The sequence below is a fragment of the Kluyvera genomosp. 2 genome, assembly GCF_036759865.1.
Lineage (GTDB): Bacteria > Pseudomonadota > Gammaproteobacteria > Enterobacterales > Enterobacteriaceae > Kluyvera > Kluyvera ascorbata_B.
In genome coordinates this window covers 64,477-86,732 of record NZ_JAPKIA010000001.1, presented here as the reverse complement: position 1 = coordinate 86,732, position 22,256 = coordinate 64,477, and the positions used below count along the sequence as shown (strand labels likewise).

The 22,256-nt window shown below is 56.5% G+C and carries 24 protein-coding genes, 1 pseudogene and 1 other annotated feature; of the genes and pseudogenes, 9 read left to right on the top strand and 16 right to left on the bottom strand.

Features of this window, described 5'->3' with window-relative positions; genetic code table 11:
* The first annotated feature begins 80 nt into the window (after positions 1 to 80).
* The 3 genes from V6942_RS00425 (at position 81) to cedA (ending at position 2,567) form a co-directional block, all read left to right on the top strand.
* On the top strand, positions 81 to 1,427 hold the full coding sequence (locus V6942_RS00425; protein WP_182965548.1) for a 6-phospho-beta-glucosidase: 1,347 nt from the start codon (positions 81 to 83) through the stop codon (positions 1,425 to 1,427).
* Positions 1,428 to 1,438: 11 nt separating this feature from the next.
* Entirely contained in the window at positions 1,439 to 2,194 is a 756-nt protein-coding gene (gene chbG / locus V6942_RS00420) for a chitin disaccharide deacetylase (protein WP_106926553.1), read from the top strand.
* Positions 2,195 to 2,327: 133 nt separating this feature from the next.
* Entirely contained in the window at positions 2,328 to 2,567 is a 240-nt protein-coding gene (gene cedA, locus V6942_RS00415) for a cell division activator CedA (protein ID WP_106926555.1), read from the top strand.
* 94 nt (positions 2,568 to 2,661) lie between these two features.
* Here the strand turns inward: cedA and V6942_RS00410 are convergent, their stop codons facing one another.
* The 4 genes from V6942_RS00410 to hxpB form a co-directional block, all read right to left on the bottom strand.
* The gene (locus V6942_RS00410; protein ID WP_106926557.1) at positions 2,662 to 4,053 is read right to left on the bottom strand and encodes an L-cystine transporter; all 1,392 of its coding nucleotides are present in this window, start codon (positions 4,051 to 4,053) and stop codon (positions 2,662 to 2,664) included.
* Between the two features lie 178 nt (positions 4,054 to 4,231).
* Positions 4,232 to 4,822 (bottom strand): metal-dependent hydrolase, encoded by a 591-nt coding sequence (locus V6942_RS00405; protein ID WP_106926559.1) that lies wholly within the window; start codon positions 4,820 to 4,822, stop codon positions 4,232 to 4,234.
* Between the two features lie 89 nt (positions 4,823 to 4,911).
* Positions 4,912 to 5,670 (bottom strand): 2-dehydro-3-deoxy-D-gluconate 5-dehydrogenase KduD, encoded by a 759-nt coding sequence (kduD, locus tag V6942_RS00400; protein ID WP_420107823.1) that lies wholly within the window; start codon positions 5,668 to 5,670, stop codon positions 4,912 to 4,914.
* A 156-nt stretch (positions 5,671 to 5,826) separates the two neighbouring features.
* The gene (gene hxpB, locus V6942_RS00395) at positions 5,827 to 6,495 is read right to left on the bottom strand and encodes a hexitol phosphatase HxpB (RefSeq protein WP_106926563.1); all 669 of its coding nucleotides are present in this window, start codon (positions 6,493 to 6,495) and stop codon (positions 5,827 to 5,829) included.
* 138 nt (positions 6,496 to 6,633) lie between these two features.
* Between hxpB and V6942_RS00390 the strand changes: the two genes are divergently transcribed.
* Positions 6,634 to 7,170 (top strand): YniB family protein, encoded by a 537-nt coding sequence (locus V6942_RS00390; protein ID WP_182929048.1) that lies wholly within the window; start codon positions 6,634 to 6,636, stop codon positions 7,168 to 7,170.
* A gap of 97 nt (positions 7,171 to 7,267) precedes the next feature.
* Here the strand turns inward: V6942_RS00390 and yciA are convergent, their stop codons facing one another.
* From yciA to V6942_RS00370, 4 genes are read right to left on the bottom strand one after another with little or no spacing between them, the layout of a single operon-like run.
* Positions 7,268 to 7,666 carry an acyl-CoA thioester hydrolase YciA gene (gene yciA, locus V6942_RS00385; protein ID WP_106926567.1) on the bottom strand — a complete coding sequence of 133 codons (399 nt, stop codon included), beginning with the start codon at positions 7,664 to 7,666 and terminating at the stop codon, positions 7,268 to 7,270.
* Positions 7,667 to 7,681: 15 nt separating this feature from the next.
* Positions 7,682 to 8,221 (bottom strand): septation protein A, encoded by a 540-nt coding sequence (locus V6942_RS00380; RefSeq protein WP_106926569.1) that lies wholly within the window; start codon positions 8,219 to 8,221, stop codon positions 7,682 to 7,684.
* A gap of 47 nt (positions 8,222 to 8,268) precedes the next feature.
* On the bottom strand, positions 8,269 to 9,012 hold the full coding sequence (locus tag V6942_RS00375; RefSeq protein WP_182929047.1) for a YciC family protein: 744 nt from the start codon (positions 9,010 to 9,012) through the stop codon (positions 8,269 to 8,271).
* 25 nt (positions 9,013 to 9,037) lie between these two features.
* Positions 9,038 to 9,451: a YkgJ family cysteine cluster protein gene (locus tag V6942_RS00370; protein ID WP_106926571.1), complete on the bottom strand. Its 414-nt coding sequence runs from the start codon at positions 9,449 to 9,451 to the stop codon at positions 9,038 to 9,040.
* A 268-nt stretch (positions 9,452 to 9,719) separates the two neighbouring features.
* Between V6942_RS00370 and ompW the strand changes: the two genes are divergently transcribed.
* Positions 9,720 to 10,355 (top strand): outer membrane protein OmpW, encoded by a 636-nt coding sequence (gene ompW / locus V6942_RS00365; RefSeq protein ID WP_106926573.1) that lies wholly within the window; start codon positions 9,720 to 9,722, stop codon positions 10,353 to 10,355.
* A gap of 72 nt (positions 10,356 to 10,427) precedes the next feature.
* Here the strand turns inward: ompW and V6942_RS00360 are convergent.
* Together V6942_RS00360 and V6942_RS00355 are read right to left on the bottom strand one after the other, a co-directional pair.
* Positions 10,428 to 10,502 (bottom strand): annotated as a pseudogene (locus tag V6942_RS00360) (LysE family translocator); the annotation flags it as partial.
* 260 nt (positions 10,503 to 10,762) lie between these two features.
* A complete protein-coding gene (locus tag V6942_RS00355) occupies positions 10,763 to 11,710 on the bottom strand; it encodes a zinc-binding alcohol dehydrogenase family protein (protein ID WP_333500689.1) in 948 nt (315 codons plus the stop codon).
* A 75-nt stretch (positions 11,711 to 11,785) separates the two neighbouring features.
* On the opposite strand from V6942_RS00355, the gene V6942_RS00350 reads away from it, so the two are divergent.
* The gene (locus V6942_RS00350; protein ID WP_182929045.1) at positions 11,786 to 12,241 is read left to right on the top strand and encodes a MarR family winged helix-turn-helix transcriptional regulator; all 456 of its coding nucleotides are present in this window, start codon (positions 11,786 to 11,788) and stop codon (positions 12,239 to 12,241) included.
* A gap of 32 nt (positions 12,242 to 12,273) precedes the next feature.
* Here the strand turns inward: V6942_RS00350 and trpA are convergent, their stop codons facing one another.
* Genes trpA through V6942_RS00325 form a run of 5 tightly spaced genes read right to left on the bottom strand, consistent with a single transcriptional unit; the run spans position 12,274 to position 18,805 of the window.
* Positions 12,274 to 13,083, bottom strand: coding sequence for a tryptophan synthase subunit alpha (gene trpA / locus V6942_RS00345; RefSeq protein ID WP_333500688.1), 810 nt, complete (start codon positions 13,081 to 13,083; stop codon positions 12,274 to 12,276).
* Positions 13,083 to 14,276, bottom strand: a complete 1,194-nt coding sequence (gene trpB, locus V6942_RS00340) for a tryptophan synthase subunit beta (protein ID WP_106926581.1) — start codon at positions 14,274 to 14,276, stop codon at positions 13,083 to 13,085. Before trpB ends, trpA begins: the two co-directional genes overlap by 1 nt.
* A 9-nt stretch (positions 14,277 to 14,285) precedes the next feature.
* A complete protein-coding gene (gene trpCF, locus V6942_RS00335; protein WP_106926583.1) occupies positions 14,286 to 15,644 on the bottom strand; it encodes a bifunctional indole-3-glycerol-phosphate synthase TrpC/phosphoribosylanthranilate isomerase TrpF in 1,359 nt (452 codons plus the stop codon).
* A gap of 3 nt (positions 15,645 to 15,647) precedes the next feature.
* A complete protein-coding gene (trpD, locus tag V6942_RS00330) occupies positions 15,648 to 17,243 on the bottom strand; it encodes a bifunctional anthranilate synthase glutamate amidotransferase component TrpG/anthranilate phosphoribosyltransferase TrpD (RefSeq protein ID WP_106926585.1) in 1,596 nt (531 codons plus the stop codon).
* On the bottom strand, positions 17,243 to 18,805 hold the full coding sequence (locus V6942_RS00325; protein ID WP_333500687.1) for an anthranilate synthase component 1: 1,563 nt from the start codon (positions 18,803 to 18,805) through the stop codon (positions 17,243 to 17,245). Before V6942_RS00325 ends, trpD begins: the two co-directional genes overlap by 1 nt.
* A 34-nt stretch (positions 18,806 to 18,839) precedes the next feature.
* Positions 18,840 to 18,931, bottom strand: a sequence feature (Trp leader region).
* A 166-nt stretch (positions 18,932 to 19,097) separates the two neighbouring features.
* Between V6942_RS00325 and rnm the strand changes: the two genes are divergently transcribed.
* Positions 19,098 to 19,979: an RNase RNM gene (gene rnm, locus V6942_RS00320; protein ID WP_106926589.1), complete on the top strand. Its 882-nt coding sequence runs from the start codon at positions 19,098 to 19,100 to the stop codon at positions 19,977 to 19,979.
* A complete protein-coding gene (locus V6942_RS00315; RefSeq protein WP_106926591.1) occupies positions 19,976 to 20,596 on the top strand; it encodes an L-threonylcarbamoyladenylate synthase in 621 nt (206 codons plus the stop codon). Before rnm ends, V6942_RS00315 begins: the two co-directional genes overlap by 4 nt.
* 34 nt (positions 20,597 to 20,630) lie before the next feature.
* Here the strand turns inward: V6942_RS00315 and V6942_RS00310 are convergent, their stop codons facing one another.
* A complete protein-coding gene (locus V6942_RS00310; protein ID WP_333500686.1) occupies positions 20,631 to 21,542 on the bottom strand; it encodes a LysR family transcriptional regulator in 912 nt (303 codons plus the stop codon).
* A gap of 97 nt (positions 21,543 to 21,639) precedes the next feature.
* Here V6942_RS00310 and V6942_RS00305 point away from each other — a divergent pair, with 97 nt between their 5' ends.
* On the top strand, positions 21,640 to 22,131 hold the full coding sequence (locus tag V6942_RS00305) for a GNAT family N-acetyltransferase (RefSeq protein WP_106926593.1): 492 nt from the start codon (positions 21,640 to 21,642) through the stop codon (positions 22,129 to 22,131).
* The last annotated feature ends 125 nt before the right edge of the window (positions 22,132 to 22,256 follow it).

Sequence of the window (22,256 nt, the reverse complement as noted above, 5' to 3'; positions counted from 1 at the left end):
CTGAATTAAAGACTTTAACTATCCACGCATAATGTGGAGGGTAACCCACGTTTAACTTGTGGATCACGAGGGAGAAAAGTATGAGCCAGAAATTAAAAGTCGTCACAATTGGTGGTGGTAGCAGCTATACGCCGGAATTACTGGAAGGTTTTCTCAAGCGCTATCATGAACTGCCGGTCAGCGAACTGTGGCTGGTGGATGTGGAAGATGGCCAGGAGAAGCTGGACATCATTCACGCACTTTGTGAGCGCATGGTAGAAAAGGCCGGCGTGCCGATGAAGGTCTATAAGACGCTGAACCGCCGTGAAGCCCTCAAAGATGCCGACTTCGTGACCACCCAGCTACGCGTGGGCCAGCTTAAAGCCCGTGAAAAAGATGAACGCATTCCGCTGAGCCACGGTTACCTGGGCCAGGAAACCAACGGTGCGGGCGGCCTGTTTAAAGGTCTGCGCACTATTCCGGTGATTTTCGACATCATTAAAGATGTTGAAGATGTTTGCCCGAACGCGTGGGTTATCAACTTCACCAACCCGGCCGGGATGGTGACCGAGGCGGTGTATCGCCATACCAACTTCAAGCGTTTTATTGGCGTATGCAACATTCCGATCGGCATGAAGATGTTCTTCACCGACGTGCTGCGACTGACTGAGAAAGACGATCTTTCCATCGACCTGTTTGGTCTGAACCACATGGTCTTCGTGCGTGATGTGATCGTCAACGGCGAGTCCCGTTTTGCCGAACTGCTGGACGGCGTGGCCTCCGGTACGCTGTCTGCCAACACGGTGAAGAACATTTTCGACATGCCGTTCAGCGAAGGGCTGCTGCGCTCCCTGAATCTGCTGCCGTGTTCTTATCTGCTGTACTACTTCAAGCAGAAAGAGATGCTGGCTATCGAAATGGGCGAGTACTACAAAGGCGGCGCGCGCGCGCAGGTGGTGCAGAAGGTTGAGAAACAGCTGTTTGAGCTGTACAAGAATCCGGATCTGAACGTCAAACCGAAGGAGCTGGAACAGCGCGGTGGAGCGTATTACTCCGACGCGGCGTGTGAAGTGATCAACGCTATCTACAACGATAAGCAGACCGAACACTACGTCAACATTCCGCACCAGGGACACATTGACAATATTCCGGCGGACTGGGCTATTGAGGTCACTTCTATTCTGGGCCGCGACGGTGCGAAACCGCACCCGCGTGTGACCCATTTCGATGAGAAGGTGCTGGGCCTGATTCACACCATCAAAGGCTTCGAAATTGCCGCTAGCCAGGCGGCTATCAGCGGTGAATTCAACGATGTGCTGCTGGCGCTGAACTTAAGCCCGCTTATCCACTCTGATAAAGATGCAGAGGTGCTGGCGCGCGAACTGATTCTGGCCCATGAAAAATGGTTGCCGAACTTCGCCGCCACCGTGGAGAAACTGAAACAGTGACAGGAGGTATGATGGAGCGTTTGTTAATCGTTAATGCCGATGATTTTGGCCTGAGCAAAGGGCAGAACTACGGCATTATCGAAGCCTGTAAGAATGGACTGGTTACCTCGACCACCGCGCTGGTTAACGGCGCGGCTATCGACCACGCGGCTCAACTGAGCCGCCGCACGCCAGCGCTGGCGGTGGGGATGCACTTCGTATTGACGCTGGGCGAACCGTTGACGCCGATGCCGGGTCTGACCCGTGAGGGTAAGCTGGGCAAATGGATTTGGCAGATGGCGGAAGAAGACGCGTTGCCGATGGATGAGATTGCCCGCGAGCTGGAGTGTCAGTACCAGCGCTTTGTCGACCTGTTCGACGCTGAGCCGACGCATTTTGACAGCCATCATCACGTGCATATGATCCCGCAAATCTTCCCGCTGGTGGCCGAGTTTGCGAAATCCAAAGGCATTGCGCTGCGGGTTGACCGCACCATTCCGTATCCGTTTACCCTCCCGGAAGGGCTGCGCAGCAGTGAAGGGTTCAGCAGCGAGTTTTATGGCGATGCTATCTCAGATGCGCTGTTCCTTGAGGTACTGGATAGCTCTGCCGCGCGCGGCGAGCAGTCCCTGGAAGTGATGTGCCATCCGGCGTTTGTCGACAACACCATTATGGGCAGTGCGTATTGCTACCCGCGTCTGGCTGAACTGGATGTACTGACCTCAGCGTCGTTGAAATATGCTATTGCGGAAAGAGGCTACCGCCTCGGGACATTCCGCGACGTGTAATCCTTGTTTTACCCCCTCAACCCTTTGCCCGACAGCCACCCTGTCGGGCTTTTTTGTGTATGACGATTGCGCGTGAATCCTGCTATCATAAGGGTTTACCGCTTTGTCTTACTGATTGTGAATTTAACTGCTTATGAAACCGCTTCGCCAACAAAATCGGCAGATTATCAGCTATGTCCCCCGTTCCGAACCCGCTCCGCCCGAGCATGCTGTGAAGGTTGAAGGCTTTCGCGACGTGTGGCTGCTGCGCGGCAAATACGTGGCGTTTGTGCTGATGGGCAGCGCGTTTCGACGTTCTCAGGCGTTCAGCGTTCCGGAATCGGCCCAGCGTTGGGCGGTGCAGATGCGTCAGGAAGGGGACATTGAGGCGTAGCAGGTATAACACCGGATATCAAAAAACCGCGGGTGATTAACCCGCGGTTTTTTTGTGCCCCGGAGAGGGGCGGCGATAACGGTAGCCCGACAGATTAGCGGTGGGCTAACTCGGCATCTTCTTCGCTGTTCAATACGTCTTTATCGGTCTGACGCAGCCATTGGCTGGTCAGCGTACCGGCGGTCATTGAGCCACTGACGTTCAGCGCGGTACGCCCCATGTCGATCAGCGGTTCAACGGAGATCAGCAGCGCCACCAGCGTGACCGGCAGACCCATCGCGGGTAGGACGATCAGCGCGGCGAAGGTTGCACCGCCGCCAACGCCCGCAACGCCTGCGGAGCTAACGGTGACCATACCGACCAGGGTCGCAATCCACAGCGGATCCAGCGGGTTAATGCCGACGGTTGGGGCAACCATTACCGCCAGCATGGCCGGGTAGAGGCCCGCACAGCCGTTCTGGCCGATGGTCGCGCCAAAAGAGGCGGAGAAGCTGGCGATAGATTCCGGTACGCCCAGACGACGCGTCTGCGCTTCAACGTTCAGCGGGATGGAGGCCGCGCTGGAGCGACTGGTGAAGGCGAAAGTCAGCACTGGCCATACTTTACGGAAGTATTTCAGCGGGCTGACGCCGTTGACGCCCAGCAGAATGCCGTGCACAACGAACATAATCAGCAGGCCCAGGTATGAGGCAACCACAAAGCTGCCCAGCTTGATGATGTCCTGCAGGTTAGAACCGGCAACCACTTTGGTCATCAGCGCCAGTACGCCGTACGGCGTCAGCTGCATGACCAGACGCACCAGCTTCATGACCCAGCCCTGTAAGGTGTCGATAGCCGTCAGCACGCGCTGGCCTTTCGGCGCGTCATCTTTCAGCAGCTTCAGCGCAGCAACGCCGAGGAAAGCGGCAAAGATAACCACGCTGATGATTGACGTTGGGTTAGCACCCGTCAGGTCAGCAAACGGATTTTTCGGCACAAACGACAGCAGCAGCTGAGGAACGCTGAGGTCGGCCACTTTACCTGCGTAGCTGCTCTGAATTGCGTTCAGGCGTGCCGTCTCGGCGGTGCCCTGTACCAGACCTTCGGCGGTCAGGCCGAACAGGTTGGTGACCAGTACGCCGACCAGCGCGGCAATCAGCGTGGTGAACAGCAGAGTACCAATGGTGAGCACGCTGATTTTACCCAACTGAGAGGCGTTGTGCAGACGGGCCACCGCGCTCAGAATCGAGGCGAAGACCAGCGGCATGACAATCATTTGCAGCAGTTGTACGTAACCGTTGCCGACAACGTTAAACCACTGAATAGAGTCTTTGAGTACCTGGCTATCAGACCCGTAAATAAGCTGCAGTGCAAGCCCGAAGACCACGCCGATAACCAGACCGACCAGCACTTTTTTTGCCAGACTCCACTGCTTGTGACGCGTTTGCGCCAGCGCCAGCAGCAATACGGCGAACACAACGACGTTCGCGATTAATGGAAGGTTCATCCCCGTTCTCCTGAAGTATTTTCCACGCCGTCTGCGGGCAGTAAAGATGCCGCAGCGGGTGTCTTTTTAGGACAAACCCGTAAAGATTTGTCTGGATGTGAGAAGGTTAACAGAACTGAAAAAAGTCCGCTTATATCCAAATGGAATGGATTATGCCAAAAAAGACATTATCGCTGGATTATTGCTCAGCCCGGCGATTAATAAAGCGATCGAAGTCGTTTTGCAGCAAATTAATCATCGACGAAGACCAGCGCACCACGCTGTTGTCTGGCAGCGATTGCGGCATAAAAACGGCGTAGGCAAACAGCGCCATGCACAGTACGCGCTCTAATTGGTTGCCCTTGCGCGGTGCGAGAATCGGCAAACGAAAGCGCCAGCGGCACGGCCAGAGTAGCGGTACGCCGGCGGGCGTGAGCATATCGGCAAGAATGTGGCTCAGGTAGCCCAGCACCATGCCCTGTACGGCATCGGCGGGGACAATCCAGCTATCCGGGACTTTCAGGTAGAAAAGGGTTAGCGCGCCGAACACGGCGAGCAGGCTGTGGGTAAAGCCGCGATGGCCGCACATTCGGGCGATGGGTTTAGATAGCCAACTGAGCCGTTGCCCGAGGAAGGAGCGCGGATGGTCGATGTCCGGAAGCAGACAAGTTAATATCGCCGAAGGCACGATGTGCCACCAGTCTCCTTGTGCGAGTACCGGCGTCAGTTCGGCATTTTTAGCAAATACCGCGCAGGCGATAGAAAAGAGCAGATGACCTTCCGCCGTCATGATAAAACCCATTAATCTGTGAATTCATACAGTATAGGGTTTTTGTACAGTAGGCGGAAGAGGTTACGGTGTAACTCTTTGTCAAAAAATTAACGTGCCAGCCAGCCACCGTCTACGGCTATCGTATAGCCATTGATGTAGTCTGATGCCGGCGAGGCAAGAAACACCACCGGGCCTTTGAGATCGTCCGGCGTTCCCCAGCAACCGGCGGGAATGCGTTCGAGGATGGCTTTATTGCGCTCGACGTCATCACGCAGCGCCTCGGTGTTGCTGGTCGCCATGTAGCCCGGGGCGATGGCGTTAACGTTGATGCCATGCTGCGCCCATTCGTTAGCCAGCAGGCGGGTGATACCTAATACGCCGCTTTTGGAGGCGGTGTAGGATGGCACACGGATGCCGCCCTGGAAAGAGAGCATTGACGCAATATTGATAATCTTGCCGCCGCTGCCCTGGCTCAAGAACTGCTTTGCTACCGACTGGGAAAGGAAGAATACGGATTTCAGATTCAGGTTCATGACGTCGTCCCAGTCTTTTTCGCTGAAGCTCAGCGCATCTTCGCGACGGATAGTCCCGGCGTTATTCACCAGAATATCGATGCGGCCAGCGGCAGCAACGGCGGCCGGCACGATATCGGCGATCCCCTCAGGTCGGCTGAGATCGGCCTGAATAGCAAATATCCGGCGGCCCAGCGCGGCCACTTTTTCTGCGGTTTCCTGCGGGATACTGCGGCTGACGCTCACGATATCGCAGCCGGCTTCCGCCAGCCCCAGCGCCATCCCTTGACCAAGACCTTTATCACACCCGGTCACCAGCGCGACTTTACCTTGCAGATTGAAAGTATGAAGCATGATTTCGACCCCTGTATTTGGTTTTTATCGTTATGAGAAGACTTACAGGGCTAGAGCATAGAAGGGCATAGCAGAAATTTCAAATAAAAATAAAACAGCGTTTCATTTTTATGATTGGGTTGGCATTTGCGGGCACAATTGGTGCCCGCATTATCATTAGCCGCACAGATTTTCGCGGGTCAGATATTCCAGCGACGTCAGTTTAACGTCGGCAAGCGCAAAACGCGGGTCGAGCTGGCTTTCTGCGGCAGGCACGACAATCGAGCGCATGCGGGCGGCCTTGCTGGCAACCATGCCGTTCACGGAATCTTCCAGCGCCACGCAGCACAGCGGGTCAACGCCTAGCGCCGCCGCACAGTTGAGATACACCAGCGGGTGCGGTTTGCTGTAGGGCAGGCTGTCGGCGGAAGCGAGCGCATCGAACTGGTCACGCAGGTCGAACATGGTCAGCACTTTTTCCAGCATATACAGCGGAGAGGCCGAGGCCAGGCCCACTTTTAGCCCCTGCGCTTTACACAGGGCGACGGCTTCGCGTACCCCCGGCAGCAGTGGACGCGTTTGCTCAACCAGCGCAATCACTCGGGCAATCATGCGTTCAACGACCGTCGCGCGGTCCGGGCCGCTCCAGGGTTGTTGACCGAACCACAGATCCACCACCAGGTCGATGCGCAAACCGCGGGTGTCAGGAAGCTCGTGTCGGCGGGAGAAATCGACACCCAGTTCGCTCAGTACTTCGTGTTCGGCGCGATCCCACAGCGGCTCAGAATCGATCAGTAAGCCATCCATATCGAAAATAGCGGCGCGTATTTGACGCTCGGCGGACATAACTACCTCTCCTTTAGGGTAACGAATGCGGCTTAATGGTATATCATATCGCGCGTAAAGTCGGGCGAAAGTCGCCTTCAGCAGGTAGACTTCATAAGCACTTAGCCCGAGATTCAGGCGTCTTAACAAGGGGAACTCATGACGTATCAACAAGCTGGACGCATTGCCATCCTCAAGCGTATCGCCGGGTGGGTGATATTTATTCCTGCGCTTATCTCTACGCTGATTTCCGTGCTGAAATTCATGTACGAGCACAGTGCAAAGCAGCCGGGGATCGATGCCGTCATGATGGATTTCGTACACGTGATGGTCGACATGATGCGTTTCAATACGCCGTTTTTGAATCTGTTCTGGTACAACTCGCCGCAGCCGGACTTTCAAAACGGGCTGAATATTATGTTCTGGATTATCTTTGCGCTGATCTTTGTGGCGCTGGCGCTGCAGGATTCCGGGGCGCGGATGGCGCGTCAGGCGAAGTTTCTGCGCGAAGGGGTGAACGATCAGCTCATCCTGGAGAAAGCGAAAGGGGCGGAAGGGCTGAGCCGTGAAGCGCTGGAGGCGCGGGTAGAGGTACCTCGCCATACGATTTTTGTGCAGTTCTTCCCGCTGTATATTTTGCCGATTATCGTCATCGCGATCGGTTATTTCGTTCTGAAGGTGCTGGGTTTTCTCTAATGCAGGCCGGATAGGGCGTTTACGCCGCTATTCGGTCATCTGACCGTATCCGGTCGACAAACAATAGGCCCGGCGATTCATTGCCGGGCCTATTGTTTTATGCAGCGGGAATGGCGCGCGGTTTGCCCTGAGGGTCGACCGCAACGTAGATAAACAGCGCCTCGGTGGCTTTATAGCGCTGGCCAATCGGTTCTGATGAAACCTTCTTGACCCAGACTTCAATATTGATGGTGACCGACGTATTGCCGCGCTTGACGCAGCGTGCGTAGCAGCACACTACGTCGCCGACCGCGACCGGGCGCAAAAACGTCATGCCGTCGACCCGTACCGTCACCACGCGGCCGTGGGCCACTTCCTTCGCCATAATGGCGCCGCCAATATCCATTTGTGACATTAGCCAACCGCCAAAAATATCGCCGTTGGCATTGGTATCCGCAGGCATGGCTAGCGTACGTAATACCAGCTCTCCCTGCGGAGCGTCATTCTGTAGTGTCATTCTTATTCTCTGTGCTTACTTGTGGTCGTCTTGTGGCATATGACGATAGATGTACACGCCGCTCAGTACGGTGAATACCAGCGTCAACGCCGTCAGGCCAAACACCTTAAAGTTTACCCAAATGTTTTGCGGTAACCAGAAGGCGATATAAATATTTGCCAGCCCGCAGAGGATGAAAAACACCGCCCAGGCGAGGTTCAGCTTCGACCAGACCGCAGCCGGCAGGGTAATCTCTTTGCCGAGCATGCGCTGAATCAGCGGCTTTTTCATTACCCACTGGCTCACCAGCAGCGCGCCGGCGAACAGGGCGTAAATCACCGTCACCTTCCACTTAATGAACTCGTCGTTGTGGAAGAAAATGGTCAAACCGCCGAAGAACGCCACCACGATAAAGGTGATCAGGGCCATTTTTTCGACTTTGCGATAGCGCACCCAGCTGTAAATCAGGACCACGGCGGTGGCGACAATCAGCGCGCCGGTTGCCGCATAGATATCATAAATTTTATAAAAAGCGAAAAAGACAACCAGCGGTAAGAAATCCAGAAACTGCTTCATACTTCGATTCCGTAGTTCAGCGCCGCCCGCCAGCGGGCGGCATCAGATTATTGACGAATAAGCATATACACGCGGAATAAATAGATCAGCAACAGGGCGGAAACCAGGTTACTGAGCGCATTAACCACTACGGCGCCAAGGTACGGCGTCAGGAAGGCAAAGCTTGATGCAAACAGCAGCAGCAGCGTTTTTGCCAGCATCCAGCCCACGACGGCGGGCGCAATCAGGCGCATATTAGCCCAGCCGAGTCGGGTACTGTGCCGAATGGCGGCAAAGACACCCAGCTTGTCCTGGACCAGCATGACCGGCGCGAACGCCAGCACGATAGCCAGCAAAATGCCCGGCACCACGATCAGCATGACGCCCATCTGGACGAGGAAGGTACTGATAAAAATCAGCACCAGCAGCTTCGGCAGCACCGGCGCGCTGGCGCCAATGGCGCGAAGCGCGCTCACCGGCTGCCCGGCAGAGATGAGCTGAATCATCAGCAGAATACCGCCCGCAAGGATGGCATTACCAATCAGCCCGGCAAAGGTCGATGCCGCAGAGGAGCGCAGCAGGATCTGCTGTTGCTCCGGCGTCATGTTCTGAACCAAATCAAACAGCCCCGTACTGCCGGCGAGATGATCGCCGGTTGTCAGCGTCGCCAGCTGTTCATCGCTGGGGGAAAAGGCATGGCCAAGCACCACCGTGATAAATGAACAGAGCAAGGCAATCAGTAAAATGGTGACGAACTGATTGCGGAAAAAATTACCCGTGTCACGGTATACAGACTGCGCCGTGATAGACATGCACTCTCCTTGAGTATTGCAGGTGTTAATTAGCCGGCAATTGTACCGCAAATCGCGCCTGCGTAGCAGCCTCTGCGCCAGCTCCGCTAAGTATATCTTTGTAAAGAGGTTCCAGCGGCGGCAGGCCGTATCGCGCGCGGGCTCGATTGCACGCTTCGTTGAGTTCGCCGTTCTCACCGGACATCGCGAACTCGCGGCACGGAGAGGGACGGTGAGCATAGATAGTACAACTGACGGAATCGCCTATCGTGCCCGAAAGGGCCGAGCAGCGCGACTGACGCTGGTTAGTGCCGGTCATACAGCGCAAAAAGGGGGTAACAGGCTCAGTAAGCTGCGCGGGGACGGGGCCACCTGCATCATCACCTTCTGCCCAGTAAAAAGAGACTCGAAAATACGCACAACAGGCACCGCACGTCATGCACGGGTTGATTTCACTCATGATTACACCTGATCAAAACGCATCAACAATATTGTCGTGTCCTAAATTATCCAGCCGCTGAGAAGCCGACAAGAGGAGACAAAAAAAATTTTCCGACAAATCAATAAAATTGATATGGCTATTAATAACGGTTGTGACATAAAGCCACAAAATTGATCTGGATTAACAAATGTTAAATCTAATGACTTTGTGTGATCCGTGACGGATCAAAAGTAACTCATTGTGGGTATATTTGCCGCGCTTGAAAAACCATAATGAGGAAGTGGATATGAAAAAGTTAGCAGCGGTTGCATTGGCGTTAAGTACTGTTTCCGGCGGCGCCTGGGCGCATGAAGCCGGCGAGTTTTTTATTCGTGCGGGTTCGGCAACGGTACGTCCTACGGAAGGATCGGATAGCGTCCTCGGCAGTCTGGGAAGCTTTAACGTCAGTAATAACACTCAGTTAGGCTTAACCTTTACCTATATGGCGACTGACAATATTGGTATTGAACTGCTGGCCGCCACGCCGTTCCGTCATAAGGTTGGCACGGGCCCTACCGGCGATATCGCCACTGTCCATCATTTACCGCCGACGCTGATGGCGCAGTGGTACTTTGGCGACGCGCAGAGCAAATTCCGTCCTTATATTGGCGCGGGTATTAACTACACCACCTTCTTTGATAATGATTTCAATAAAACCGGTAAAGAGGCGGGGCTGTCGGATCTCAGTCTTGACGATTCCTGGGGCGCGGCCGGGCAGGTGGGGCTGGATTATCTGATCAACCGCGACTGGCTGATCAACATGTCCGTCTGGTACATGGATATCGACACCAACGTGAAGTTTAAACACAATGGCGTGAACCAGAGCGTCAGTACCCGACTGGATCCGTGGGTGTTTATGTTCTCGGCGGGTTATCGCTTCTAAGGCGTTCCCGGCGGCAATTTATGCGGTCGGGATGTTTTTCTAGCGGCAGGCCTCGGTAGTGATTTTCACCGCCAGCCTGGCCGCGCGCCCTTGGGCGATAGAACGCGGAATCAGGTAGATCATATTCGGACCCGGCGTCAGCGCCATGCCCAGCGAGACGGTGATTTTTTCATCCTACGATGCCAGGCTTTACTGCGGAGGTCATTGTGAGTGGGAAGGTCAGTTACGCCAGGCGTAGCGTTTCGGGCGAAAAAAAAGCCCGCATCGGATGCGGGCAAAAATACTGGAAGCAATGTGAGCAATGTCGTACCGAATACCTGAGTGATTTGCTCAACTACTCGGTAATGAGAAAGATAATATTTCTCATTTAAGATATCAACCCTATCTTTTGTGTGAAAGCGATTTTTTTATCCGAGGGTGAAGACCGTCCGTTTCAGACTATTGTCCAGTGACCAGGCTGTGGCAACGTTTTGCAGCGGCACGGGCGTGGTGGCGATGGTAAATCCGCCCGCAACCGCCGCATTCAGCATCTCGCCGGTCGCCTGCAACAGCTGCGACATTGGCAGGCTGCCAATCCCGCTTCCCATTAGCTGCAGCGGGGCGGATCGCAGTATCGCGCCGTTAAGCGCAATGTCGCTTCCCGCGAGTGACCCGACCTGTACGTAACGAATGGGGGTGTGGCCGCGGCTGTATTTCGCCAGCGCCGGCAGCATCAGTTCCGCGCTGTGCCCCCAGAGATAATCGACGACAACATCAATCCCCTGGTTGGCCTGAACGGCGAATTCGGCGCTGAGGGTGGTGTCATCTCCGGTGAGCAGGATGCTGACATCAGCGTCCAGTGCCGCCAGTGCGCTGGGGTTACGCCCGGTAGCGATCACTTTGCTGGCCCCGAGATGGCGGGCAATTTGCACCGCTAGCTGTCCGGCGCTGCCGGTTGCGCCGTTGACCAGTACGGTTTCACCGGCCCGGAAATTCGCGCGCTTCACCAGCGCCGCCCAGGCGGACATGCCTGGATTGGCCATCGCCGCGGCGGTGATATCGTCCAGGTCGTCCGGCAACGCAAAGCAGTTCTGACGGTCAACAGGGGCGTACTGCGCCATGCTGCCCCACGGCGCGGTTGGAAAGGCAAAATAGACTCGTTCACCGGAAGGGAGCGTGCCGGTGCCGTCGATGCCGACGACAAACGGCAACCTGCCGTCAAAGCTGTAATGTTTACCCGAGGCGCGGCTTTTCACGACGTGGCTGATGGCGGCGGCACGGACGCGAATCCGCGTCTGTTCATCGCCCACCGGCGGTTCATCAAAATCGGCCCATACCGGGCCCTGGTCAAGGTCAAAAACGACGGCTGCTTGCATAAAGGTGTCTCCAGAAGATAATTATGTGTAAAATGCACATATCAGATAACGGCACTATACTTGGTTGGAAAATATATGCAATATGCACATAATAATTATGACATCACGGACTTCCACGGTGCGCTGCTGGATATTATCGGCGTCATGAATCAGCCGGCCCGCGACGAGCAGCTGTTACAGGCGGCGGGCGTTCAGCTTGAACAGCTGCTGTTTCCGCTGCTGGTGGCGATTGGTCGCTGTGGGCCGATAGGCGTGGTGGAGCTGGCGGATAACCTCGGGCGGGATTACACCACCGTCAGCCGCCAGGTGAAGAAGCTTGAAGCTCAGGGGCTGGCACATAAGCAGCCGAACGAACGCGACAGGCGGATTAGCGAAGTGACGCTGAGCGAGCAGGGGCAGGCGATTTTTGCGCAGATAGCGGTCGCGCGGCAGACGCTGATGAATCGGGTACTGGAGAACTGGTCGCCGGAAGAGGTACAGACGCTGTTTACGCTGACGCGCAAATACGCCGACAGCCTGCAACAGCAATAAGCCGCCCGACGAGCGTCAGGCGGCTTGAGGCGTTACGCCAATTTGGTGGCCGCTTTCATACGGGCCACAAAGCGTGAAAGCTCATCCAGCATTGCCTGCGGATTGTCGACGTTACGCTCAATGATTTTGACAATGGCGGAGCCCGAGATAGCCCCGGCGGCACCGGCTTCAATCGATGCGGATACCTGATCCGGCGCAGAGATACCAAAGCCCTGCAGCGGCGGCGCGGCGTTGTACTCTGCCAGTTTCGCCACCAGGTGGTGCAGCGGCAGGGCGGCGCGGGTTTCGGTACCCGTCACGCCCGCACGGGAGAGCAGATAAGTGTAACCACGACCGTGTTCGGCGATCTGACGCAGCAGCTCGTCGTCAGCGTTCGGCGGGCAGATGAAAATCGGTGCCACGTTATGACGCATGGCGGCCTGACGGAACGGCGCGGACTCTTCTACCGGCACATCGGCGACCAGTACGGAGTCGACGCCTACGCGCGCGCATTCGGCGTAGAACTCGTCAATGCCGTGGTTGAACACCAGGTTGGCGTACATCAGCAGGCCAATCGGAATCGTCGGGTGCTTCTGGCGAATAGCCGCCAGCATCTCAAAGCACTGAGTCGGCGTGACGCCAGAAGCAAACGCACGCAGGGTCGCGTTCTGGATGGTTGGGCCATCGGCCAGCGGATCGGAGAACGGAATACCCAGCTCAAGCGCATCGGCGCCGCCTTCAATCAGCGCATCAATGATTTTCAGTGATTGTTCCGGATTCGGATCGCCTAAGGTGACGAAGGGAACAAACGCGCCTTCCTTGCGGGCCTTCAGTTGAGCAAACAGGTTGTCATAGCGTTCCATCAGATTTCCCCTCGCGCTTTCAGAATATCGTGTACGGTAAAGATGTCTTTGTCGCCGCGCCCGGACAGGTTTACGACTAGCAGCTGCTCTTTTTCTGGGTTTTCACGCATCATTTTCAGCGCGTGGGCCAGGGCGTGGGAGGACTCCAGCGCCGGGATAATCCCTTCATGGCGGCTGAGTTCCTTGAACGCATCCAGCGCTTCGTTATCGGTAATCGAGACGTATTCTGCACGGCCAATGCTGTTCAGGAAGGCGTGCTGCGGCCCAACGGACGGGAAGTCCAGACCCGCAGAGATTGAGTAAGACTCTTCAATCTGGCCTTCATCAGTCTGCATCATCGGCGATTTCATACCAAAGTAGATGCCGACACGGCCGTGTTTCAGTGGCGCGCCGTGTTCGCCGGTTTCAATACCGTGACCGGCTGGCTCAACGCCAATCAGACCAACGCTGGTTTCGTCGATGAAGTCGGCGAACATACCGATGGCGTTAGAACCGCCGCCGACGCAGGCAATAACCGCATCCGGCAGACGACCTTCTTTTTCACGGATTTGCACTTTGGTCTCTTCACCAATCATGCGCTGGAATTCACGCACGATGGTTGGGAACGGGTGCGGGCCTGCTGCGGTGCCGAGCATATAGTGCGCGGTTTCATAGCTGCCAGACCAGTCGCGCAGCGCTTCGTTACAGGCATCTTTCAGCGTCGCGGAGCCGCTGTGTACCGCAATAACCTCTGCCCCCATCAGGCGCATACGGAAAACGTTCGGCGACTGACGTTCGATATCTTTCGCGCCCATATAGATGCGGCACTTCAGACCGAGCAGGGCACAGGCGAGCGCGGAGGCTACGCCGTGCTGACCAGCACCGGTTTCGGCGATAATTTCGGTTTTACCCATGCGTTTTGCCAGCAGCGCCTGACCCAGAACCTGGTTGGTTTTGTGCGCGCCGCCGTGCAGCAGATCTTCACGCTTGAGGTACAGCGTGGTTTTGGTGCCTGCCGTCAGGTTGCGGCACTTGGTCAGCGCAGTCGGACGACCGGCGTAGTTTTTCAGCAGGTCGGTAAATTCGGCCTGAAATTCGGGATCCTTCTGCGCGCTGACAAACGCTTCTTCCAGCTGGCGCAGGGCGGGCATCAGAATCTGCGGAACGTACATGCCGCCAAATTCGCCGAAGTAGGGGTTCAGTAAAGTACTCATTCTTGCTCCTTAATATGCGCGCAGCGTCTGAAACACCGAGGCCAGTTTGCTGGCATCTTTAATACCCGGTTTTGACTCGACACCTGAATTGAAATCCAGCCCGACGCAGCCGCTTTTGGCTGCATCTACGCAGTTGTCTGCGCTTAACCCACCGGCCAGCATCACATTGCTCAGATCCTGACCTTGTAACAGTGACCAATCAAACCGCTGGCCGGTGCCGCCCTGGCCGTTGTCGAACAGATATCTGTCGACGTGCTTCAGGCTGCGCGGCGGCAGTGCATTGGTGACGCTCAGCGCTTTCCAGATTTGTACATCGGCCGGTAGCGCGGCGCGCAGGTCATCGATGTAGGCCTGTTCTTCATCACCGTGCAGCTGTACCGCACGCAGGGAAAGCGCAGTCGCGCGACCAACGACCTCCGCAACCGGGGCATTGCGGAATACGCCGACGTAGCTCAGCGGCGCGGCGGCGATAACCTCGCGAGCCTGCTCAACGCTTACCGCGCGCGGTGAAGTGGGGACAAAAATCAGTCCGCCATAAATAGCGCCCGCTTCATAGGCCGCCTGGGCATCCTGCGCGCGGGTCAGCCCGCAGACTTTATTCTCCCCCAGCAGTACGCGGCGGACCGCCGCGTTGAGGTCATCGTGCGCCATCATCGCTGAACCGATCAGGAAACCGTTGGCGTAATGGGCCAGCTCACGAACCTGGGCATTCGTGTTGATACCGGATTCGCTGATGACGGTGACCTCGTGACCCAAACGCGGTGCCAACTGGCGGGTACGGTTGAGGTCGATGGAGAGATCGCGCAGGTCGCGGTTGTTGATGCCGACGACTTTTGCCTTCAGCGCAATGGCACGCTCAAGCTCTTCTTCATTGCTCACCTCGGTCAGCACGCCCATGTTCAGGCTATGCGCCACCGCGGACAGCTGACGATACTGTTCGTCGTCCAGCACGGAGAGCATCAGCAGACAGGCATCCGCCTGGTAGAAACGCGCCAGATAAATCTGATAGGCGTCGATAATAAAGTCTTTGCACAGAATCGGTTGCGGTGCGATACCGCTGACGATCGGCAGAAAATCAAAGCTGCCCTGGAAGTACTTTTCATCGGTCAGCACCGAAATGGCGGAGGCGTAATGCTTGTAAACGTTGGCAATACGTGCCGGATCGAAATCATCGCGAATGACCCCTTTTGACGGAGAGGCTTTTTTGCACTCCAGAATAAACGCGGTGCGGGTGCCGCTGAGCGCATCATAAAAATGACGCTGGCTTGGCTGCACGTCGTTCTGGAACGAGGCTAACGGTTGTTGTTGTTTGCGGGCTTCTACCCAAATCGCTTTATCGGCAACGATTTTTGCTAATACGGTCTGCATTTCTTATCCTCTTGCCGCTAATGCGGTTACGCGGTCGTAGGCTGCACCGCTGTGTAGCACGTCCAGCACTTTCTTAACGTTCGCCTTCAGGTCTTCATGACCGTACAGGCGCATCAACATGGCGACGTTTACCGCGACGGCGGACTCATGCGCGGTCTCGCCTTTACCTTGTAGCAAGCGCGTCAGAATGTCACGGTTTTCTTCCGGCGTACCGCCCGCCAGCTCGGCCTGGTGGTAGGGCTTGAGGCCGAAGTCGTCGGCAGTCAGCTGATAGCTTTTGATTTCGCCATGGTTCAGCTCGGCAACCACGGTCGGTGCATGCAGCGACACTTCATCCATGCCGCCGCTGTGTACCACCGCCGCACGCTCATAACCCAGCACACGCAGAGTCTCGGCAATCGGCAGCACCAGCTCCGGGCTGTAAACGCCGATCAGCGCCAGCGGCGGGTGCGCCGGGTTAATCAGTGGCCCCAGCACGTTAAACAAGGTGCGGGTTTTCAACTGCTGGCGAACCGGCATGGCGTAGCGGAAACCGGTGTGATACTTCGGTGCGAACAGGAAACAGACGCCCAGTTCGTCCAACGCCGCGCGAGACTTGTCGGCGTTCATGTCGAGATTGATACCAAATGCCGCCAGCAGGTCTGACGAGCCTGATTTACTGGAGACGCTGCGGTTACCGTGCTTGGCGACCTTCAGACCACAGGCCGCGGCCACAAAAGCGCTGGCGGTAGAGATGTTAATGCTGTTGCTGCCATCACCGCCGGTGCCGACAATATCGGCAAACGGATAGTCCGGGCGTGGGAACGGCGCGGCGTTCTCCAGCAGCGCGGTGGCGGCGCCGGCGATTTCGTTCGGGCTCTCGCCGCGAATTTTCATACTGACCAGCGCGGCGGCCAGTTGCTCCGGTTTCACTTCGCCGCGCACCACGGCGGAAAACAGTACGTGGCTTTCCTGCTGGCTCAGCGTTTGTGCCTGATACAGTTTTTCCAGAATCGGCTGGATGGTGTTGCTCTGCTCCAGCTTCTGCAACGCCCATGCCAGCGTTTGTTCCAGCAGACGCGCACCCTGGGTAGTCAGGATGGACTCCGGATGGAACTGAAAGCCGCAGACGCGATCGGCATCGTGACGAACCGCCATCACCATGCCATTAAAGTGGGCATTGATGGTCAAGCCGGCCGGAATGTTGCTGCCGACCAGCGAGTGGTAGCGCGCTACCGGTAGCGGATTGCTTAAGCCTTCAAACATGGCCTGGCCGTCGTGCTCAATGCTGGACGCTTTGCCATGCAGAATTTCGCCGGCCTGGCCGACGTAGCCGCCGTAGGCTTCCACGATGGCCTGATGGCCGAGGCAGATGCCGATAATCGGCAGCTTGCCGCGCATACGGGTCAGCAGCTCCGGCATGCAGCCGGCTTCGGACGGCGCCCCCGGCCCCGGGGAGAGCATCAGCACCGGGTTATCCATAGTGCCGAGACGGTCGATTAAGGTCTGAGCTGGAACGTGATTACGGTAAATGACCACGTTATGCCCGTTCGCGCGCAGCTGATCTGCCAGGTTATAGGTAAATGAGTCGATGTTATCGAGCAGCAGAATGTCAGCCATCAGAAAATCTCCTGTGCATGATGCGCGGTGGCAATGGCACGCAGCACCGCGCGCGCTTTATTACGGGTTTCATCGGCTTCAGACTGCGGGATGGAATCCAGAACCACGCCTGCGCCAGCCTGAACGGTGGCGATACCGTTTTCAACAAACGCAGAGCGAATAACAATACAAGTGTCCAGGTCGCCGTGTGCGGTGAAGTAGCCCACCGCACCGCCGTAGCTGCCGCGGCGCTTGCCTTCGGCGGCGGCAATCAGCTGCATCGCGCGCACTTTCGGTGCCCCGCTAAGGGTGCCCATGTTCATGCAGGCGCGATACGCGTGCAGCACGTCGAGATCTTTACGCAGCTCGCCGACCACGCGGGAGACGAGATGCATGACGAACGAGTAGCGATCAACTTTGGTCAGGTCCGCGACGTAGCGGCTGCCCGGGGTGCAGATGCGCGCCAGATCGTTACGCGCGAGGTCAACCAGCATTAAGTGCTCCGACAGCTCTTTGTGGTCGGTGCGCATCTCCAGCTCAATACGGCTGTCGAGGTCGCGATCCAGCGAACCGTCGGCGCGACGGCCGCGCGGACGGGTACCGGCAATCGGATAAATTTCAATCTGGCGGCTGGTAGCATCGTACTTCAGCGAACTTTCCGGCGATGCGCCGAACAGGGTGAAGTCGTTGTCCTGCATAAAGAACATGTACGGGCTCGGGTTGCTCTTCTTCAGCACGTCGTAGGCCGCCAGCGGTGAGGGGCAGGGCAGTGAGAAGCGGCGAGACGGCACCACCTGGAAAATTTCCCCGGCGCGAATCGCTTTTTGCATCTTGCGCACGACGTCGCCGTACTCTTCATCGCTTTGGTTAGTTTCACAGCGCATGGTGCTGATTTCTTCTACCGGTAGCGCCGACGGCGGCTCATTGAGCTGCTGGCGAACCTGGGCAATACGCTCAAGCAGGCGATCTTTTTCCGCTGCTGATGGCGTAAACAGGCTGGCCTGAATGCGGGTGCTTTTGGTCTGATGGTCGATCACCAGCAGCGTTTCTGCCAGGTAGAAACAGTAGTCCGGGCAGGCGGTGTCGCTGTCAAGATGCGGTAAATCTTCAAACCCGGCAACCAGGTCGTAGGCGAACAGGCCGCCAAAGAACATGGCTTCGCGTTCGTTCTGCGGCACGTTGACCAGCGTTTGTAACAGACGGAAGGCGTCGAAGACCGACGGCGAGCACAGGCGGGCATCTTCATCCAGCAGCGCACTGACCGCCGGGAAGCGCAGGACGCGGCCGTCAGGCTGATGCGTATTCTCAACGCCCGCGGGCAGTACCGCGTCCAGCAGCGGCAGCAGAGACGCGCCGTTGGCGGAGAGCGCCTGAAGGGTGACGGTATCGCCCAGCGCGGTGATGCGCAGTGCGCTATCCACCAGCAGCAGGCTTTTTAAATCGTTTTTACTGTCAATGTCGGCTGATTCAAGCAGCAGCGTGGCCGGGCGCTTCGCGCAGAGTTGGTGAAACAGTGCGGTTGGGTTTTCACGGTAAATCGCGTCACTGGTCAGAAGCTCGAGCATGGGTTTTGGTGTTTGCATCGTTGTTCTCGCCTGTTCTGTATAATCTTTGCTTAATAAAAAGCCCGCTCATTGGCGGGCTGGTATCTGTATGCGTAACGCAGACGTGATGACTTCGCCCTATAGGGAAGTACGCCACCAACCGCCGTGCAGAGCAATCATTTTGCGAGCCATTTGCAGATACCTTTACTAAGTGAACTTGCGTACTAGTTAACTAGTTCATGAAGGCAAAGTCAACCCCTGATTTTAGAATTTCCCGTATTCCCGCTATGATAGGTCGCGAATAACTCTGAGTAGCACAAAGGAAGCCGTTTTGAGCGACACCAATTACGCAGTGATTTACGATCTGCACAGCCATACTCTCGCCTCTGATGGCCGCCTGACGCCGGAAGAACTGGTGCACCGCGCCGGGGAGATGCGCGTGGGGACGCTCGCCATCACCGATCATGATACCGTTGACGCCATTCCGCGCGCGCGGGCAGAAATTGCCCGCGCCGGGCTGCCGTTAACGTTAATTACCGGCGTTGAAATTTCGACGCTGTGGGAAAATCACGAAATTCATATCGTCGGGCTGAATATTGATATTGCTGACCCGGCGTTGACGGCGTTTTTACGCGCCCAGATCGAACGCCGCCAGCAGCGTGGCATGATGATTGCCGAGCGCCTGGAAAAGGCGCATATCCCCGGCGCGTGGGAAGCGGCGCTGGCGCTGGCCGACGGCGGAGCGGTTACCCGCGGCCACTTTGCCCGTTTTCTGGTCGAGCAGGGCAAGGCCAGCAATATCGGCGATGTCTTCAAAAAATATCTCGCGCGAGGGAAAACCGGTTACGTTCCGCCACAGTGGTGTACAATAAGGGAAGCTATTGATGTCATTCATCATTCGGGTGGGGTCGCCGTACTGGCCCATCCGGGGCGGTACAATTTGTCCGCCAAGTGGCTGAAAAGACTGCTGGCACACTTCAGTGAACACGGCGGTGACGCGATGGAAGTGGCCCAGTGCCAGCAGGCGCCTCACGAGCGCGCTCAGCTTGCCACCTATGCCCGTGAATACGGATTACTGGCGTCACAGGGGTCGGATTTCCATCAACCCTGCCCGTGGATTGAGCTGGGCCGCAAACTGTGGCTCCCGGCGGGCGTCGAGGGCGTCTGGCAGCGCTGGGAACAGCCGCAGAATACAACTGAGAGGGAAGCATGAGTCAGTTTTTTTATATCCATCCGGATAACCCGCAGGCGCGTCTGATTAACCAGGCGGTCGAAATTGTGCGTAAGGGCGGCGTTATCGTCTACCCAACCGACTCCGGCTACGCGCTGGGCTGCAAAATTGAAGATAAAGGCGCGATGGAGCGTATCTGCCGCATTCGTCAACTGCCGGACGGCCACAACTTTACGCTGATGTGTCGCGATCTGTCCGAGCTGTCGACCTATTCCTACGTCGACAACGTGGCGTTTCGCCTGATGAAAAACAACACGCCGGGTAACTACACTTTTATCCTGAAAGGGACGAAAGAGGTACCGCGTCGGCTGTTGCAGGAGAAGCGTAAAACCATCGGGATGCGCGTGCCGTCCAACCCGATCGCGCAGGCGCTGCTCGAAACCTTAGGCGAGCCGATGCTCTCTACCTCGCTGATGCTGCCAGGCAGTGAGTTTACCGAGTCTGATCCGGAAGAGATTAAAGATCGCCTCGAGAAAGTGGTCGATCTGATCATTCACGGTGGCTATCTCGGACAGCAGCCGACTACGGTTATCGACCTTACCGAAGATGCACCGGTGGTGGTGCGTGAAGGCGTGGGGGACGTTAAACCGTTCCTGTAATGCTTCTTATAACCCGGCGCCCGCCGGGTTATTGCTATTTCAAGGCCGCAATCTGCGCCAGCATCCACTGCTGTGCTTTTGCCTGTCCGTTGGATGGGCGGTAATAGACTTTTAGCGTATACGGTGGAATAGAGAATGGCGGTGCGTGTAGCGCCAGCTGGCGGGTATCAAACAGTTGATGCACACCACGGCGCGGTAGGGTAATCGCCAGATCGGTTCGACTGACGATGAACGGCGCCGACATAACGCTTGGCAGCTCTACCACCGTATTGCGGCTGACGTGGCGTGATAGCAGGTAGCTGTCAATCGGACGGTGGTGCTCGTTCCATGGGCTAACGACCACGTGACCGAGCTGGAGATACGTTTCTGGGGTCAGCGTCTCTCCCGCCAGCGGATGCCCTTTACGCACCGCAACAACATAATCATCGGTAAACAGCGCCAGCGACGCCAGGCCGTGGCGCGGTTGAACTTTTTCCTCTTCAAATCCCACCGCGAAATTAACGCGCCCTGCGAGTAAGTCTTCCAGCGCATCATATTCCCGTGAATAGATGATACGGACACGAATTCCCGGTGCAGCGGCCTGCAGGCGGGCAATCAGTTCGGGAAAGAAAACGGCGGCGGTATAATCGGTAGCCGCAAAGGTAAAGGTCTGAGTGCTGGTGGCGGGATCGAAGCTGTCGACTTTCCCCAATTCCCCATTGAGCGTTTCCAACGCACGGGAGATCGCGGGAAAAAGCGCGTCGGCTCTTGGCGTGGGCTGCATCTGGCTGTCCTGGCGGACGAAGAGCGGATCCTCTAACGCAACACGCAAACGCGCGAGCGCATGGCTAAAAGCCGATGGGCTGATGGCGAGCTCGCTGGCGGCTTCCGTCACGCTGCCAAGCCGGTAAAGCGCGTCGAACACCAGCAGCAGATTAAGATCGAGCAGGCGAAGATTATGATGCATGATATTCAGTTTAGTAGTGAAAAGAATGCAGCGTGTTCATATCATGTTAGCGCTAAAATAGCGACTTCTTATCGGAGTGCGTTAATCAGGAGGCATTGTGTCACACGTGACTTTTCGTCAGGCGACCGCGGCGGATATTGACCGCTGTTATGAAATCGAATCGGCGGCCTATCCGGCCGACGAGGCGGCAACCCGGGAAAAAATCGCCATACGTATCGCCCGCTATCCACAGGGCTTTTTGTGTATGGAGCAGCGCGGAGAAGTGATCGGCTTTATTAATGCCGGCTGCGCCTGGGAGGTGGTGATGTCGGATGAGGCTTTTAAAGAGCTGGTCGGCCACGATCCGGCGGCACCCAATGCGGTCATTATGTCCGTTGTGCTGCATCCGGATTATCAGGGCCAGGGGCTGTCGACGCAAATGATGCAGGCCTTTATCGCCCACTTGCGTCAGCAGGGAAAAACGGCCATTTATCTGATGTGTAAAGCCCAGTACCTGGAGATGTATAAGCGTTTTGGCTATCAATTCCTTAAGCGCTCCGATTCGACCCACGGTGGCGAAGAGTGGTTCGAGATGATGCAAACCCTGTAGCGGGCGGCGACGCTTTTGCTTCATTCAGACGCTATCATGTCGCGCGCGGTAGAAAAGGGCAGGAACAAGCTGCCCATTTCTTCTAAAATTCGTGTAGTATGTGCGGTCACCATTCTGGGCGGGTA

Coding starts and splice junctions, on each gene's coding strand:
- V6942_RS00425 (WP_182965548.1), top strand. CDS start 81: ATGAGCCAGAAATTAAAAGTCGTCACAATTGGTGGTGGTAGCAGCTAT.
- chbG (WP_106926553.1), top strand. CDS start 1,439: ATGGAGCGTTTGTTAATCGTTAATGCCGATGATTTTGGCCTGAGCAAA.
- cedA (WP_106926555.1), top strand. CDS start 2,328: ATGAAACCGCTTCGCCAACAAAATCGGCAGATTATCAGCTATGTCCCC.
- V6942_RS00410 (WP_106926557.1), bottom strand. CDS start 4,053: ATGAACCTTCCATTAATCGCGAACGTCGTTGTGTTCGCCGTATTGCTG.
- V6942_RS00405 (WP_106926559.1), bottom strand. CDS start 4,822: ATGACGGCGGAAGGTCATCTGCTCTTTTCTATCGCCTGCGCGGTATTT.
- kduD (WP_420107823.1), bottom strand. CDS start 5,670: ATGCTTCATACTTTCAATCTGCAAGGTAAAGTCGCGCTGGTGACCGGG.
- hxpB (WP_106926563.1), bottom strand. CDS start 6,495: ATGTCCGCCGAGCGTCAAATACGCGCCGCTATTTTCGATATGGATGGC.
- V6942_RS00390 (WP_182929048.1), top strand. CDS start 6,634: ATGACGTATCAACAAGCTGGACGCATTGCCATCCTCAAGCGTATCGCC.
- yciA (WP_106926567.1), bottom strand. CDS start 7,666: ATGACACTACAGAATGACGCTCCGCAGGGAGAGCTGGTATTACGTACG.
- V6942_RS00380 (WP_106926569.1), bottom strand. CDS start 8,221: ATGAAGCAGTTTCTGGATTTCTTACCGCTGGTTGTCTTTTTCGCTTTT.
- V6942_RS00375 (WP_182929047.1), bottom strand. CDS start 9,012: ATGTCTATCACGGCGCAGTCTGTATACCGTGACACGGGTAATTTTTTC.
- V6942_RS00370 (WP_106926571.1), bottom strand. CDS start 9,451: ATGAGTGAAATCAACCCGTGCATGACGTGCGGTGCCTGTTGTGCGTAT.
- ompW (WP_106926573.1), top strand. CDS start 9,720: ATGAAAAAGTTAGCAGCGGTTGCATTGGCGTTAAGTACTGTTTCCGGC.
- V6942_RS00355 (WP_333500689.1), bottom strand. CDS start 11,710: ATGCAAGCAGCCGTCGTTTTTGACCTTGACCAGGGCCCGGTATGGGCC.
- V6942_RS00350 (WP_182929045.1), top strand. CDS start 11,786: ATGCAATATGCACATAATAATTATGACATCACGGACTTCCACGGTGCG.
- trpA (WP_333500688.1), bottom strand. CDS start 13,083: ATGGAACGCTATGACAACCTGTTTGCTCAACTGAAGGCCCGCAAGGAA.
- trpB (WP_106926581.1), bottom strand. CDS start 14,276: ATGAGTACTTTACTGAACCCCTACTTCGGCGAATTTGGCGGCATGTAC.
- trpCF (WP_106926583.1), bottom strand. CDS start 15,644: ATGCAGACCGTATTAGCAAAAATCGTTGCCGATAAAGCGATTTGGGTA.
- trpD (WP_106926585.1), bottom strand. CDS start 17,243: ATGGCTGACATTCTGCTGCTCGATAACATCGACTCATTTACCTATAAC.
- V6942_RS00325 (WP_333500687.1), bottom strand. CDS start 18,805: ATGCAAACACCAAAACCCATGCTCGAGCTTCTGACCAGTGACGCGATT.
- V6942_RS00315 (WP_106926591.1), top strand. CDS start 19,976: ATGAGTCAGTTTTTTTATATCCATCCGGATAACCCGCAGGCGCGTCTG.
- V6942_RS00310 (WP_333500686.1), bottom strand. CDS start 21,542: ATGCATCATAATCTTCGCCTGCTCGATCTTAATCTGCTGCTGGTGTTC.